Origin of the sequence: Stenotrophomonas sp. NY11291 (genome assembly GCF_023277365.1) — a bacterium.
In the GTDB taxonomy this organism is placed as follows: domain Bacteria; phylum Pseudomonadota; class Gammaproteobacteria; order Xanthomonadales; family Xanthomonadaceae; genus Stenotrophomonas; species Stenotrophomonas geniculata.
The window spans coordinates 1729226-1744006 of record NZ_CP096975.1 but is presented as its reverse complement, the minus strand read 5'-3'; the positions used below and the strand labels follow the sequence as shown (position 1 = coordinate 1744006).

Here is a 14781-nt window from a genome sequence, read left to right as displayed (position 1 = left end):
TGTGCCCTCAGTTGTAGATGATGTGGAAGTAGAAGAAGCGGCCGTAGTCGTCGATCTCGGTACGGAAGCGCCCGTTCGGGCCGGTGCTGTAGGTCGGCTGGGTGTTGAACAGGTTCTTGGCTTCGTACTTCAGCGTCACGTGCCTGCTGACCTTGTGGCTGAAGGCCATGTTGAAGGTCATGTACGGGTCGTAGTACGAATCCAGCCATTCGGTGTCACCGAAGTCGACCAGCATCCGGCTGCGGTAGGTGCCGGACAGGCGCAGCTGCGCGCTTTTCCAGGGCATGCGCCAGATCACCGAACCGTTGAGCGACCAGTCCGGCTGGTACAGCAGGCGATCCAGGCGGCGCTCGGTGCCATCGCTGATGCGGTAGTTGGTCTGGCCTTCCAGCCGTGTAGCGTTGAAGTACATGTCGAAGCGCTGGCGTCCCCACTGCAGGTTGCGGTTGGCCACCGCGAACTCGACGCCGCGCAGCGTGGACTCGTCGGTGTTCATCGGCTGGGTGACCCGGTAGCGGGCATCGCCCACGTTCTCGAAGGTGGTCAGGGTGTAGATGTCGTCCTTGATCACCTTGTCGAACAGCGCCACCGAGACCAGGCCGTTGTTTCCGTTGAAGTACAGGTCCCACGCCAGGTCGATGTTGGTGGAACGTCGCGGCTGCAGATCGGCATTGCCCTGCTTGATGCTGCAGAAGCCCCTGCCCTCCTCGTCATCGCCACAACTGGTACTGGTGGCCTGGGCGATGTTGCTCGGCGTCGGCCGGCCCAGCGTGCGGCTGGCGGAGAAGCGCAGGCGCTGGTCCTCGCTCAGCCTGAACGTCGCATTCAATGAAGGCAGCAGGTTGTTGTAGCCACCGCTCGTATTGCGGAAGGCGGAGGTATAGGTAGTGCCGCCATCATCGCTGAACGGGCTGTAGGCATCGAAGCGGGTGTGGTCGTAGCGCAGGCCGCCGATCAGCAGCAGCCGGTCCCAGGCGTAGTGCGCGGATACATAGGCATTGGTGATGTCCTCCACATACGTGTAGTCGCTGGTGAAGTTGGCATTCGGATACGCCGCATTGTTGTTGCCCAGTTTCGGCAGCAGCTCCTCGTTCCACTTGCGGTTGTCGATCAGCGGGAAGCCCGGCACGCTGCCCAGCAGCGTCGAACCCGGATACAGGTAATCGTTGAGCGTGGCATTGCTCTTGAAGTAGTCGAAGTCGATGTCCTGCCAGATCTTCAGATGGCGGTACTCGGCGCCGGTGGCCAGGCCGAAGCCACGCGCATCGGCGTCGATGTTGTAGCTGAAATCCGCGCGCAGGTTGTCGATGCTCTCCTTGGCATCGCGCGGGGAGACATAGGCCTGCGCCGGATTGAGCTTGAACGCGGAGCTGGTCAGCAGGCTGGAATCGGAAACCGCCACCGCGTTGGGGAACCCGTGGCTGTCGTTCTCGTAGTCGACGAACAGATTGCTTGGGTAGGCGCGCACACCCCAGTAGACCTGGTTGTTGTGGAAGGTCTCTTCGGTATGGCCGCCACGCAGGGTCAGCCGCGAACGGTCGCCCATGTCCCAGTTGAAACTGGCGATGGCACCACGGTTGCTGCGATCCCAGCGGTCGTGACGGTTCTTGATGTAGATGCTGTTGATCTGGGTGGTGCCGCTGTCCTCGGTCTGGTTGCGGATCGGAAACTTGGCATTGCCGTACAGATCGGTCTTGTTCATCGTCGAGTTCTCGTAGAACCGGTACGAGTACAGCAGCAGCGATGCGTAGAACGGATCATCCGAGGGCTTCCACTCAAGCTTGGCGGAGCCACCGAAGTTGGTGATGAAGTTGGTATAGGTGCCGGTGCTGAAGTTGCCAGGCGCACGCAGCCCGTTCCAGCCCTTGGCCTCGTCCGGACCGGTGGTACCGTCGGTGAGGTACTTGCCAGCGTCGTTGTAGTAGTAGTTCGACTCCACCCAGCGCTTGACGCTGTTGCGTGAACGCTGCTCGTAGCGTGCCACCGCAACGATGCCGAACTCCTGGTCGGCGCCGAACTGGTTGGAGAACACCATCTTGGCGCTCTTGCCGAAGTGGCCCAGAGTCTCGTGGTTTCCGCCTGCGCTGCGCTCGACGTTGGTCTCGGCGGTGGAATAGATGCCCGCCACATCGGCAAACACGTACTTGCCGGACCGGTCGAAAGCACTGCGGCTGATGATGTCGATCACGCCGCCGATCGCATCCGGTGCCTGCTCCGCACTGAAGCTCTTGTAGATGTCGGTACGGGTGCCGATGTCGCTGGGAATCAGCTGCAGGTTGTTCATTCGCTCGCCGGAGCCACTGCCTCCCACGCTGGCAATCGCGATGCCATCGATGGTGGTGTAGTTGAGGTTGGCCTGTACGCCGCGCACGGTCACGTAACGTGGCTCGCCGGCATCCTCCACCGCACTCAGGCCTGGAGCGGCCATCAGGCTCTCGGCCAGGGTCTCGTCGCCGTAGCTGTCCATCTCGTCGTAGACCACCGAATCCTTGATCACTGGCGACGACTTCTTCTGGTCGATCACCTCGTGCGCGGCAATCACCTTGACGGTGTCCAGGGTCGGCGCCACCACCGCCTCTGCCTCGCGCGGCTTCGGCGCGGCCGGCTTCGGCGCGTTGCTTACGGGCGCCGGATCGATGGCGATGACGTTGCCATCGACCACGGTGTAGCCCAGGCCGGTCCCGGCCAGCAGTGCGTCCAGCGCCTGCTTGACGGTGGCACCGCGCGGCACCGCACCGGCCATGTGCACTTCACCACTGCCCGAATACAGGAACTGCACACCGGAACTGCGCGACAACTGCTCCAGCGCACGTGCCAACGGCTGCGCCGTGATGGGCGCCGAAACGCGGGCCTCCAGGCCATCGGCAGTGGCCGCGACCGCCAGCGGCACGCTGCAGGGAGACAGGGCAAGGATGATCGACAGGTAGAGCGTGTTGCGCATCACGGGTCCTTGGAAGAGAGAAGGCAGCAGGCGCCGCTGCGTGGCTCGGCAGCGGCTTCTCCCAAGTAAGAGCCGGCATCCACCGAAGTGGAGAACGCGGATTCGATGAATTTTTTCTGACAGTCCACGGCCACGTCGGCCTCAGCGACTTCCGACCCGCACGGTGTCGCCTTCGCGCCTCACCAGGAAACGCGGGTCGCGTTCGAGGAAGGCCTGCAGCGCACCGATGCGATGCGCATCGAGACTGCCCGACAGTCGTGCCGATGCCGCGCCTTCGTCCAGCACGCGGACCTGTACCTGGTTGTGCCGGTTGAAGGCCGCGGCTACCTCGTCCAGCCGCTCATCCAGGAAGGACACCTTGCGTTGCTGCCAGTCCAGCAGCATCGACAACGGTACATCCAGCGACTCCACCGCATGGCTGCGCGCGTCGACCTGCACCACCCGGCCTTCGCCCAGTTGCGCAAGACGCCGGGCGTCCGCACCCTGGCTCCAGATCTCCACCTCGCCGGAAACCACGCCGATGCGCGTGCTCTTCAACCGTCGCGCGACATCGAACACCGTGCCAATGTCTCGAATCTCGAGGCCGTTCACCTCCACCTCGAACGGACGGCGGTCGCGGGCGATGTCGAACGTGGCCTCACCCTGCAACAGCTCCACCTTGCGGCTGAGCCAGCCCATGCGTACCCGCAGGCGGCTGTCCGCGTTGAGCCGCACCTGGGTCTGGTCGGGCAGCACCAGGTCGCGAAGCTCACCCTGTCCGGCACTGTAAAGTTGCGCGGTGGGCATCAGCTGCGGAACCAGGCCCACGCCGAGCAGGGCCGTACAGGCTGCGGCAGCCATCACCCACCAGCGCGCACGCCCCCGAGGCCGCACAGCGCGCGGCGGCGCATGCATGCTACCGAACAGCGGCACCACCTTGGCGGCGACCTGCCGCGGTGGCACCGGCGCCTCTTCAGGCAACGGCGATTGCAGCGCCTCACCGACCTGCCGGTGCAGCGCGAGGGCGTGCATATAGGCGCGCACATGCTCCGGCGAGCACTTCATCCAGTCCAGGAACGCAACCCGCTCGGCCTCACCCAGTGTTCCGTCGCGATTGCGCAGGAACCAGTCCATGGCCTCGCAGGTGATCGTGTCGTCGGCCACGGTCGATGAGTTCCGGCTCATGTGTGCTCCCTGGCGCCCAGCGCGTTCCTGCAGGCCTCCAGCCCCTTGCCGATGTGCTTGCGCACCATGTGCACCGACACCTGCAGCTGCTGACTGATTCCCGGGCAATCCAGCCCGTCGCGGTAGTGCAGCTCCATCACCCGACGCGTGGTCGCCGGCAGTCGTGCGATGGTGCTGCGGATATCGTTCCAGCGCTGCGCACGCTCGAATTCGCCTTCGATGTCTTCTTCGCTTTTCAGCACTTCGGCCAGCAGGTCGACGTCTTCCAGCGGCGGCAGCGACGACCGCGCGCGCGCATGCTCGCGCGCCAGGTTGGCCGCCACGGTGAACAGGTAGGCTTCCGGGTTCTCGACCGCATCGGCATCTTCGCCGGTGCTGCGCAGCAGGCGCAGGTAGACCTCCTGCGCCAGGTCTTCGGCATCCTCGCTGGCCGAACCGCGACGCAGGAAGAAGCCACGCAGCAGCCGGCGCCGCAGCGCGTAGCTCTTCTCCCAGATCCTCACGCTGTTCACGGCCGGCCAACCACCCCGAGGCTGGAAAGCCCCGCAGGGTGACCGCCATCGATGACAGTGGCGTTTCAACGACCGGCAGGCAGCCGCTAGAATGCCGCCCCTGCAATGTCCCGGCAGCCGGCACAAGGAGTGCCCAGCAATGAACGCACGCACCGCCATCAACACCCTCAGCAGCCTGCTGTTCCTGCTGCTGGTCGCCCACACCACCGCCTACCAGCAGCAGATGTGGCCGCCCAGCCGGGTCATCCATGTGCATCCGGTGATCGTCGCTCTCGCCTATGCACTGGGCTTGCTCACGCTGCTGCTGTGGATCGGTGGCCGTCGTGCACCGGAACCCGCCCAACGCCTGGCGCGCTGGCTGCCCATTGTCGCCTGGTGCCTGCTGGGCGTCGGCGTGGCGATCATCCCGGTGTTCCTGCCTGGGCTGTCCCCGGCCTGATCAGCGGCCGCACCCAGCGCATGCGCGCATGATACGGCGCGCGGTGCCAACCCTTGCTTGCCAGAGACCCAAGCCGGGCCCGCCTATCGAAGCCAGGGGGCCCGGCCTACGCTTGTCTTCTCGGTGGCCGCCACGGTCGCCCTTCGCGTCACGGCCCCGCCGTTGCGACCCCGCTCCAGTGCTGTGCGCCCTGCCGGTGTTGTCGCCCAGGCAGAAGTCCGACCGGCGCCCTCTGGAGACCGTCATGAACCAAGCCCTGATCCCCTTCGATACCGACCCGCTGGAAACGCGGGAGTGGCGTGAATCGCTGGAGGCGGTGATGCAGGCCGGCGGCCGGCAGCGCGCGCACTACCTGATCGACCAGCTGAGCGATCTGGACGCGCAGCAGCACGGCGACCTGCATACCCGTGCCTGGACCGCCTACGTCAACACCATCCCGCCCGAGCGCCAGCCGGCCTACCCGGGTGACCTGGCCATCGAGCGCCGCCTGAACGCGATGATCCGCTGGAACGCGATGGTGATGGTGCTGCGTGCCGGCAAGCATTCCAATGTCGGCGGCCACATCGCCACCTACCAGTCCGCGGCAGTGCTGTACGACGTCGGCTTCGATCACTTCTTCCGTGGCCGCACCGACACCTTCGACGGCGACATGATCTACATCCAGGGCCACTCCGCGCCGGGCATCTACGGCCGCGCGTACGTGGAGGGCCGCATCGATCCGGCACGGATGGACAACTTCCGCCGCGAAGCCGGCCGCGAAGGCCTGTCCTCGTATCCACACCCACGCCTGATGCCGGAGTTCTGGCAGTTCCCCACCGTATCGATGGGGCTGGGCCCGCTGACCGCCGCCTACCAGGCGCGCTACATGCGCTACCTGGAATACCGCGGCCTGAAAGAACACCAGGGCCGCAAGGTCTGGGCCTTCCTCGGCGACGGCGAAATGGACCAGCCCGAATCGCTGGCGGCAATTTCCCTGGCTGGCCGCGAGCGGCTGGACAACCTCGTGTTCGTGGTCAACTGCAACCTGCAGCGCCTGGACGGTCCGGTACGCGGCAACGCCAAGGTCATCCAGGAACTGGAAGGCACCTTCCGCGCGGCCGGCTGGAACGTGATCAAGCTGATCTGGGGCAGCGGCTGGGACGACCTGCTGGCCCGCGACCACAGCGGCCTGCTGCGCCAGCGCATGATGGAATGCGTGGATGGCGACTACCAGACCTTCAAGTCGCAGAGCGGCGCCTATGTGCGCGAACACTTCTTCGGCCGTTACCCCGAGCTGCTGGAGCGGGTCGCGCACATGAGCGACGACGAGATCTGGGCGCTGGCACGTGGTGGCCACGATCCGCAGAAGGTGTACGCCGCCTACCAGCAGGCGGTGAACACCCGCGGCCGGCCGACGGTGATCCTGGCCAAGACGGTCAAGGGATTCGGCATGGGCGAAGCCGGCGAAGGCCAGAACATCAACCACCAGCTGAAGAAGATGAGCGCCGATGCGGTGCGCGCCTTCCGCGACCGCTTCAACCTGCCGGTCAGCGACGAGCAGCTGGAGGAGATGCCCTATCTGCGTCCGGAGCCGGGCAGCGCCGAGGCCGCCTACTTCGCCGAGCGCCGCCGCATCCAGGGCGGCCAGCTGCCGGCGCGGCTGGCGAAGGTCGATCCGCTGCCGTTGCCGCCGTTGTCGATCTTCAACACCCAGCTGCAGGGCAGCGGCGATCGTGGCCAGTCCACCACGATGGGCTTCGTGCGCATCCTCACCAGCCTGCTGAAGGACCCGGACCTGGGCAAGCTGGTGATTCCGATCGTGCCTGATGAATCGCGCACCTTCGGCATGGAAGGCCTGTTCCGCCAGATCGGCATCCACTCCTACCTGGGCCAGCTGTATACCCCGCAGGATGCCGGCCAGCTGAGCTATTACAAGGAAGCCAAGGACGGCCAGATCCTGCAGGAAGGCATCAATGAATCCGGAGCGATCTGTTCGTGGATCGCCGCCGGCACCGCCTACAGCAACCACGGCCTGGCCACGATTCCGTTCTACATCTTCTATTCGATGTTCGGCCTGCAGCGTGTCGGTGACCTGGCCTGGGCCGCTGCCGATGCACGTACCCGCGGCTTCCTGCTCGGTGCCACGTCGGGCCGCACCACGCTGATGGGCGAAGGCCTGCAGCACGATGACGGCCACAGCCACGTGCTGTCGTCGGTGATTCCGAGCTGCGTGTCCTACGACCCGACCTACAACTACGAGCTGGCGGTGATCATCCATGACGGCCTGCGCCGCATGTATGTCGACCACGAAGACATCTACTACTACATCACCGTGCTCAACGAAAACTACCCGCAGCCGGCGCTGCCGGAGGGCGTGGAAGCGGGCATCCTGAAGGGCCTGTATCTGCTGCATCCGGCAGCCGCCGATACCGCCTCGCAGCCACGCGTGCAGCTGATGGGCAGCGGCTCGATCCTGCGCGAAGTGGAAGCCGCGGCAGAACTGCTGCAGCAGGACTTCGGCGTCGCCAGCGATGTGTGGAGCGCCACCAGCCTGACCGAACTGCGCCGCGACGGCCTGGCCGCCGAACGCTGGAACCTGCTGCATCCGGCCGAGGAGCCGCGCGTACCCTACGTGCAGCAGTGCCTGCAGGGCCATGAAGGCCCGGTGGTGGTGGCCACCGACTACATGAAGATCGTAGGCGACCAGATCCGTCCCTTCATCAACGACCGCCGCTTCACCGCACTCGGCACCGATGGCTTCGGCCGTTCCGACACACGTGAATCGCTGCGCACCTTCTTCGAAGTGGATCGCCACTTCATCGTGCTGGCCGCCCTGAAATCACTGGCTGACGAAGGTCGCATCGAACGCTCGCGGATGCAGGAGGCCATCGACAGGTACGACATCGACGCCGGCAAGCGCGACCCGGCCGCGGTATAAGGCTGCTGCATTCACCACGCCCGCTGTGCGGGCGTGGTCCAGGCGGTGCCGCTACGGTATCCGCTTGAACAGATTGGTCTGCAGGATCGGCGTGCCGTCGTGGCCGTAGAACGCCTTGGTCTCGGTCATCGTCGTACGGTCGGCCGCCACGGTATAGATGCGGGTGGAGGCCGGCGTGCCGTGGTCCACCAGCTGCATCACCAGGGTGTTCGGCGCCGGCAGTTTCAGGTTGGCCTTGTCCGCGCCGTAAGTACCGGACAAGGGCCCCGGCGTGCCGTCCAGCGCCAGCGTGCCGTCGGACTTCATGGTCTTGCCGTCGTGCAGGACGATGTCCACATGTGAACTCCAACGCCCTGCACCGGCGTCCTTGAACTCGAGCACCACATGCTTCGGGCGCTGCGCTTCGGGAAGTGCAGACGTGGCGATATCCAGCGACCAGCGCCCCAGCAGCGGTGAGGGCGAAGCTTCCACTGCCAGCGCCGGAACGGCGGAGAGCGAAAGCGCAGACAACAACACAGCGGACAACAGTTTCATACGTTGCTCCGTTCCAGTGAAGAAAGCGCTGCGTGACGCGTGGTGGGGGCAGCAGGGCAAATGCTGCACGCCCGCGGCAGGGGGTGCAAGCCACGCGCTGAATGCCCGGCCACCCGCCATGTCAGGACCATGTCACACAGGGGTAGTAGAACGATCCAGCATCTCCGGCTCTTCTCCCCCAGTACACGGCGTTGAACGCGCAGCCCTCGCCACGGCACCTCTATGCCGCCGGCCACTTTGCCCGCACCCTGGCCTGGTCATTCGTGGATCTGGTGCTGGGCTACTACCTGCACGCCCGGCTGGGGCTGTCGGCGGCCCACACCGGCCAGCTGCTGGCCATTTCACTGGCCTACAGCAGCCTGCTCGATCTGCTGCTGGCCGCCGTGTTCACCCGCCTGCGCAACCAGCAGCGCCTCGCCCTGCGCCTGCAGCTCATCGGCGGGCTCGGCACGGCGGCCAGCGCCTGCCTGCTGTTCAGCCCGGGCAACGCAACCGAGCCCGCCTTCCTGCCATTGCTGGTCGCATCGTTGCTGTTCCGTACCTGCTATGCAGTCTACGACGTGGCCCAGAACGCGTTGACGTCGTTGCTGCCCCGTGACGAGGTCGAGGCCATGCGCTATGTCTCCACCCGCGCCGTGGTAGTGCCGATCTCCAAGCTGTGCATTGCCTCGGCGCTGTTCGTCGTGGTCGGTACGCCTGCGTCCCAGGGCAGTGGCAACGCGTTGCTGATGTGCATGGTCATCGGCGTGCTGATCGCGGCCGCTGCGCTTCCTTTGGCCTGCGTCGCAACGCCCCCACGGCCCAGCGCAACCAGGACGCCCGCTGCTTTTGCCCTGCCCCTGCCAGCGCTGCTGCCGGTTCTGCTGGCCGCGGCGGCGGAGACGACGCTGGTCGGCCTGGCAGGGCGTCTGTTCCCCTTCGCCGAACATGGGGCAGCGCTGACCTTCGCGATGGTGGCGGGCATGGTGGTTGCCCCCTGGCTCTGCCTGCGCCTGCGTACAACGCTGCACAGCGAGACCGGGATGCTCGCGTTGATGTCGGTGCTGGCCGTCGGAGCCGTCGGCGTGTACCTGGCCCTCCCCTCCACGCCCATAGCGATTGCATGTGCCGCGACCCACGGGACGGCGGTGGCCAGCGTCGGCCTGGTACTGTGGCGACGCACCGCGCTGATCGCCCGTCGCCACGCCATCCATGGCGGACGCGACGATGACCTCAGCTGCTTTGCACTGCTCACCGGAACCATGAAGCTATCCATCGCGGCCTCTTCATTGCTGCTGGGCGAAGTGCTGCCCGGTATACAGGCGGGCGATCTGGACACCTCGGTCACCCTGGTCTCGCTGGTCGCCATCGGCAGCCTGCTTTCGCTGGCTGCATTGGCCTGGCCCATCCCTCCAGCACGCACCGAGGGCCTGCGCCCGTGAGCCTGGCCCCGACATCGCGGCTGCGCCGCAAGCCGCTGATCGCGCTGGAGGCCGACCATAAGCGCATCATCTGGCTGTTGCGCACGATGGGCGCGGTTCCCCGCATCACCATCGCCCACCAGCTGGGCATGCACAACGGCGCGTTGACCCGCCTGGCGCGTGAGCTGCTGATGCTGGAAGTGATCGAGGAGCAGGAACAGCTGTCCGATGGCCAGCGCGGCCGTCCGTCGGTGCCACTAGCGCTGTCCGGCCGGGGCGGCTATGCCGCCGGTGCCACGGTGCATCCCGGTTGGCTGGAGATCGCACTGGTGGATTTCGCCGGTCAGCTCATCGCCCGTGATGCCACCGCATTCGACAGCGCAGATCCCCACGATTTCGTCCATTGCGTGGACCAGCGCCTGCGCAGCCTCACCAGCAGCACCGGACTGATGCGCGCGCGGTTCCTTGGCCTCGGCGTGGCCGTTCCGGGGCCCGTGGTCGAAACCGGTCCGGCACGCCGGCACGCGGTGGACTGGCTGCATGGCTGGCGCGACATCGACAACGACCAGTTCTTCGAAGACTACTTCGGCTTCCCGGTGTGGGTGGAGAACGATGCAACCCTGGCGGCGTTGGCAGAGTATTACGACAGCGGTCTGATCCGCGACTGCGCTTCGGCGCTGCTGCTGTATGTCGGCCACGGCGTGGGTGGCGGCGTGATCCACCGGCGTGATGTGATGCGCGGTGAGTTCGGCAATGCAGGCGACATCGGCCGCCTGTTCCGCATGGACGCACCGCGCCCCTCGGGTATCGACCTGCTGGCCACGTTGCGCGAGGCCGGCGCCGGAATTCCTTCGTTGTTCGAGCTGGAGGCCTGCCTGGAAAGCCATGCCGGCATCATCAGTGCCTGGGCCGAACGCGCGGGAAACCAGCTGGGCGCAGCGGCCAATACCGGCGTGGCGTGGCTCGATCCGGGCGCCGTGATCCTGTCCGGTTCGCTGCCCCGCCAGGTACTGGAAGCGTTGGGGCAACACCTGCAGCAGCCGGCACGCTGGAGCAGCGCGCTGGACAGCCTGCGCCTGCCGCAGGTGCATGTGTCACGGCTGGGAGGATCTGCGGTATCGGTGGGCGCGGCGCTGCTGCCGATCCACCAGCTGGGCGCCGATGCCATCGTTTAATTGTTTATTTCCGCCGAAGTAAACAATTCCGTCATCGCCCGGACCTACCGTGCAGCGGTCCCCCTTCCCTGCATGGCCGCCCTCCGATGAACATCAGCCCCCTGGTCCTGGGAATCTCCCTGGCCTTGATATCCCTGCACGGCAACGCTTCTGCGCAGGACGCCCCGGTCCAGAACCAGGGCAGCGTCGACGCCGCAACGCTGGATGCGGTGGTCGTCACCGGTGCGGCGCGCACCCAGCGTCGTTTCGATGCGTCCTTCGCAGTCAATTCGCTCAGCCGCGAAGACGTGCAGAAACTCGCACCGAAAAGCTATGCCGACCTGCTCGGGTCCGTGCCCGGCATCCATGTCGAAGCCACCGGCGGCGAGGTGCAGAACATCACCCGGCTGCGCGGCATTCCCACCGATCGTGGCTTCATCGCCTTCCAGCAGGACGGCCTGCCGCTCTACCAGGAGCTGGATGGCCACTTCTTCAATTCCGGCGACGGCATGAACCGGTTCGACGTGATGAACCAGCGGGTGGAGATCGTGCGTGGTGGTCCGGCGCCGATCTATGCGAGCAGTGGCGGCGCCATCGTCAACAACATCCTGGCCGAGGGCTCGGAACAGACCCACGGCAAGGCCCAGCTGACCGTCGGTGACACCGGGCTGTACCGTGGCGAGATGTACCAGTCCGGCGCCCTCGGCAAGGACACCTTCTATGCGGTCGGTGGATTCCTGCGCCAGCACGATGGCTACCGCGACAACGGCTTCCCGAACGACAAGGGCGGGCAGATCAGGGGCAACATCAAGCACTACTTCGATGACACCAGCTGGTTCAAGGTCAGCGGTACCTTCGTCGATGACCACAATACGTTCTACCTGCCGATCCCGGTCGCCGATCCGCGCAATCCCAGCGTCCCGCTGGACCCGTACATCGACTACTTCGACGGTACGCTGAACTCGCCGTCGCTGCGCAGTGTCAACCTGAAATACCTCGATGGCGGCGGCGTCCTGCAGGGCATGAACCGCGACCTGGCCGATGGCCGGCACATGCGCTTCGGCAACATCGGCTTCCAGTACGAGAATACCGCCAGCGATTGGACGATCTCGCTGAAAACCGGTTACACCAAGGGCCGCAACACCTTCGACGCACTGTACTCGACCACCAACCCGGTCGACGCACGCACTTTCGCCAACGGCTATCTGGGCGCGGCCCGTAGCGCCTTCGGCGCCGGCGTCGCGCGGATGGGCTACGCTCTGGCCGGCAGCAACGGGGCGAGCGCCTACGACCCCTATGCCGACTCCGGCCTGGTGATCTCGGCCCAGTACCGGGCCGCAGATTCGGACTTCTACTCCGGCCAGGCCGACTTCAGTGCGACGCGGTTGTTTGAAACGGCCTGGGGCAGCCACGATCTGAACATCGGCGCATATACGGCCTTCTTCGGCACCACGGCCTTCAGTCTGTACCAGGATATGCTGATGGAGATGCGCGGCAAGCCACGCCTGCTGGATCTGGTGGCCTACGGCAACGATGGCGCCCCCTTGGGATACGTCACCGACAAGGGCGCGCTGCGTTACACCACTACCCTCAATCGCGGCAAAGTGGATGCCCGCATGTTCGCGGTGTATGCCAATGACACGTGGGCACTGACGGACCGCTTCAAGCTCGACGCAGGTATCCGCCATGAACGCTACCGCTATGAAGGCTATGCAGAGCAGACCGCCCAGGTCGACCTCGGCGACCGCACCACACTGGCCGACAACACCACGCGCCAGTTCACCGGCGTCGTCCAGAACCATCGCCTGGATCCGTCCGCGACCAACTGGACCGTCGGTGCGAACTTCGATTTCACCTCTTCGGTGGGTGCTTACGCCCGCGTCTCGCACATGGAGATCGTTCCCAACTCGTCAGTGGCACGCTCGATCGATCCCACCATCGTGCAGACCCAGCTGGACCAGTACGAGCTGGGCCTGAAGGCCGGATTCGCCCGGTCCTACCTGTACCTGACTGCGTTCTACACGAAGTTCGACCCGCTCAACGCCTCGTTCGTGGCGTTCAACCCGACGACCGGCCGCAATGACCAGTCGGTGCCGTTCATCGGTACCGCCGTCTCCAAGGGCATCGAACTGGATGGGCTGTTCCGGCCGCTCGACTGGTTCAGCATTGCCGGTTCGATCACGGTCAGCGATCCGCAGTACGACAGCCTGCAGAACGATTCCGGCGCCGATCCGGCCGCCGTCAACGGCAAGCAGATCGTTCGCGAGCCCAAGCTCTACGGCAACCTCCGCCCGACCTTCAGCTTCCAGCACGGCCAGGACCAGTTCGAGACCTGGCTGCGCTATGACGTGGTCGGCAAATCCTATGTTGATCTGTTCAACCAGACGGCGCTGCCTGCCTACCAGACCCTGGGGCTGGGCGTTTCATGGAAACGCGGCAACTGGGGCGCACAGCTGGTGGGCGACAACCTGACCAATGAAAAGGGACTCACCGAGGGCAACACCCGCACCGATGCCCTGGCCGGACAGGGTTCGGCCGAGGCAATCTATGGACGGCCGCTGTTCGGCCGCAACGTCCGCCTGATGGTGAGCAGGAGCTGGTGATGCATCGACGATTTGCCTTGTCCCTTGCCCTGCTTGCCGCGGCGGCGCTGCCGCTTGCGGCGGCGGCCGACGACCGCGACAGCGCCGCGCTGGCCGCACGACTGTTCCCGACCCTCATGCAGTTGAAGCCCGATACGCTGCCCGGTGATGCGCGCGCCCTCCTGGCCGAACGCATGCAGCAGCTGGCCGACTGCCGGACCGCCACCTGCACGCTCGCGTCCGCACACTGGACGCCCACGCAGGCCGGCCTGTTGATCGCCGCGGCTCCCGCGCACGCCCAAGCCATCGAACGGGAACTGGCAGGCCTCAACAACATTCTCTCCGTCTATGGCCAGGGCCAGCCGCCCCGCTACGACGCCATCGACGGCCCGGTCGGCGCGGCGGGCAGCACGCGACTGGCCGGCGACGTCGCCATTGCCGTGCAAATGAGCGAGGTGGACGCCAGCGCGGCCTACACCGCCTTCGATCGCAGCATCGCGGTGGCGGTAGGCCTGCTCGATGCCAATGACCGCCTCGATGCGATCCGCTTCGAGCCGATCAGCGCGGGAATGAACGCCGCGCCGTTTGCGCGTGCGCGGCAGCTCGATTGGAATGCGCATCCGTACACCGCGATCATCGTGCTGGGCCAGGGACCGGACGAATTGACCACCCCGCTCAGCGCCGGCAGCAAGCTGCGCCTGAAGGCGGCCGCGCAGCGCTACGCGGCAGGTGATGCACCCTTCCTCATCGTCTCGGGTGGTGCGGTACACCCACGCGGCACCCGCAGCGTCGAAGCGGTGCAGATGCGCGAAGCGCTGATGGCACGCTTCGGCATTCCCGCAGATGCAATCATCATCGAGCCGTATGCCCGCCACACCACCACCAACCTGCGCAATGCAGCCCGGTTGCTGGCGGCCCTGCAGGCACCGCCGCGGCAACCGGCACTGGTGGTCAGCAGTCCGTCGCATATCGATTCGGTCGCCAGCAGCGCCTTCAGCGAGCGCAACCGCCATGAACTGGGTTACGTTCCGGGCAAGGTCGGTTCACGTGTTTCGCCCTACGCGATCCCGTTCGTGCCGGCTCTTGAATCGCTGCGCATCGACCCGATGGATCCGCTGGATCCCTGAACCGCGCGACG

10 protein-coding genes are annotated in these 14781 nt (G+C 65.7%); 6 read left to right on the top strand and 4 right to left on the bottom strand.

Annotation, left to right across the window (positions count from 1 at the left end):
- Window positions 1-7 precede the first annotated feature (7 nt).
- The 3 genes from M1L61_RS08200 to M1L61_RS08190 form a co-directional block, all read right to left on the bottom strand.
- On the bottom strand, window positions 8-2941 hold the full coding sequence (locus tag M1L61_RS08200; protein WP_248854554.1) for a TonB-dependent receptor: 2934 nt from the start codon (window positions 2939-2941) through the stop codon (window positions 8-10).
- A 141-nt stretch (window positions 2942-3082) separates the two neighbouring features.
- Window positions 3083-4105, bottom strand: a complete 1023-nt coding sequence (locus M1L61_RS08195) for a FecR domain-containing protein (protein ID WP_191851096.1) — start codon at window positions 4103-4105, stop codon at window positions 3083-3085.
- Entirely contained in the window at window positions 4102-4617 is a 516-nt protein-coding gene (locus tag M1L61_RS08190) for a sigma-70 family RNA polymerase sigma factor (protein WP_043402430.1), read from the bottom strand. The genes M1L61_RS08195 and M1L61_RS08190 overlap by 4 nt, the downstream gene beginning before the upstream one ends.
- Window positions 4618-4756: 139 nt before the next feature.
- On the opposite strand from M1L61_RS08190, the gene M1L61_RS08185 reads away from it, so the two are divergent.
- Together M1L61_RS08185 and aceE are read left to right on the top strand one after the other, a co-directional pair.
- A complete protein-coding gene (locus tag M1L61_RS08185) occupies window positions 4757-5056 on the top strand; it encodes a hypothetical protein (RefSeq protein WP_043402433.1) in 300 nt (99 codons plus the stop codon).
- 244 nt (window positions 5057-5300) lie between these two features.
- Window positions 5301-7973 (top strand): pyruvate dehydrogenase (acetyl-transferring), homodimeric type, encoded by a 2673-nt coding sequence (aceE, locus tag M1L61_RS08180; RefSeq protein WP_248854553.1) that lies wholly within the window; start codon window positions 5301-5303, stop codon window positions 7971-7973.
- A 51-nt stretch (window positions 7974-8024) separates the two neighbouring features.
- On the opposite strand, the gene M1L61_RS08175 is transcribed toward aceE, so the two are convergent.
- The gene (locus tag M1L61_RS08175; RefSeq protein WP_010484263.1) at window positions 8025-8507 is read right to left on the bottom strand and encodes a hypothetical protein; all 483 of its coding nucleotides are present in this window, start codon (window positions 8505-8507) and stop codon (window positions 8025-8027) included.
- A gap of 191 nt (window positions 8508-8698) precedes the next feature.
- Between M1L61_RS08175 and M1L61_RS08170 the strand changes: the two genes are divergently transcribed.
- The 4 genes from M1L61_RS08170 to M1L61_RS08155 all read left to right on the top strand — a co-directional run bounded on the left by M1L61_RS08170 (window position 8699) and on the right by M1L61_RS08155 (window position 14770).
- Window positions 8699-9928: an MFS transporter gene (locus M1L61_RS08170; RefSeq protein WP_248854552.1), complete on the top strand. Its 1230-nt coding sequence runs from the start codon at window positions 8699-8701 to the stop codon at window positions 9926-9928.
- A complete protein-coding gene (locus M1L61_RS08165) occupies window positions 9925-11082 on the top strand; it encodes an ROK family protein (RefSeq protein ID WP_126560112.1) in 1158 nt (385 codons plus the stop codon). Before M1L61_RS08170 ends, M1L61_RS08165 begins: the two co-directional genes overlap by 4 nt.
- 86 nt (window positions 11083-11168) lie before the next feature.
- Window positions 11169-13664 (top strand): TonB-dependent receptor, encoded by a 2496-nt coding sequence (locus M1L61_RS08160; protein ID WP_248854551.1) that lies wholly within the window; start codon window positions 11169-11171, stop codon window positions 13662-13664.
- A complete protein-coding gene (locus tag M1L61_RS08155) occupies window positions 13664-14770 on the top strand; it encodes a YdcF family protein (RefSeq protein ID WP_248854550.1) in 1107 nt (368 codons plus the stop codon). The genes M1L61_RS08160 and M1L61_RS08155 overlap by 1 nt, the downstream gene beginning before the upstream one ends.
- Window positions 14771-14781: the final 11 nt, after the last annotated feature.

Coding starts and splice junctions, on each gene's coding strand:
- M1L61_RS08200 (WP_248854554.1), bottom strand. CDS start 2,941: ATGCGCAACACGCTCTACCTGTCGATCATCCTTGCCCTGTCTCCCTGC.
- M1L61_RS08195 (WP_191851096.1), bottom strand. CDS start 4,105: ATGAGCCGGAACTCATCGACCGTGGCCGACGACACGATCACCTGCGAG.
- M1L61_RS08185 (WP_043402433.1), top strand. CDS start 4,757: ATGAACGCACGCACCGCCATCAACACCCTCAGCAGCCTGCTGTTCCTG.
- aceE (WP_248854553.1), top strand. CDS start 5,301: ATGAACCAAGCCCTGATCCCCTTCGATACCGACCCGCTGGAAACGCGG.
- M1L61_RS08175 (WP_010484263.1), bottom strand. CDS start 8,507: ATGAAACTGTTGTCCGCTGTGTTGTTGTCTGCGCTTTCGCTCTCCGCC.
- M1L61_RS08160 (WP_248854551.1), top strand. CDS start 11,169: ATGAACATCAGCCCCCTGGTCCTGGGAATCTCCCTGGCCTTGATATCC.
- M1L61_RS08155 (WP_248854550.1), top strand. CDS start 13,664: ATGCATCGACGATTTGCCTTGTCCCTTGCCCTGCTTGCCGCGGCGGCG.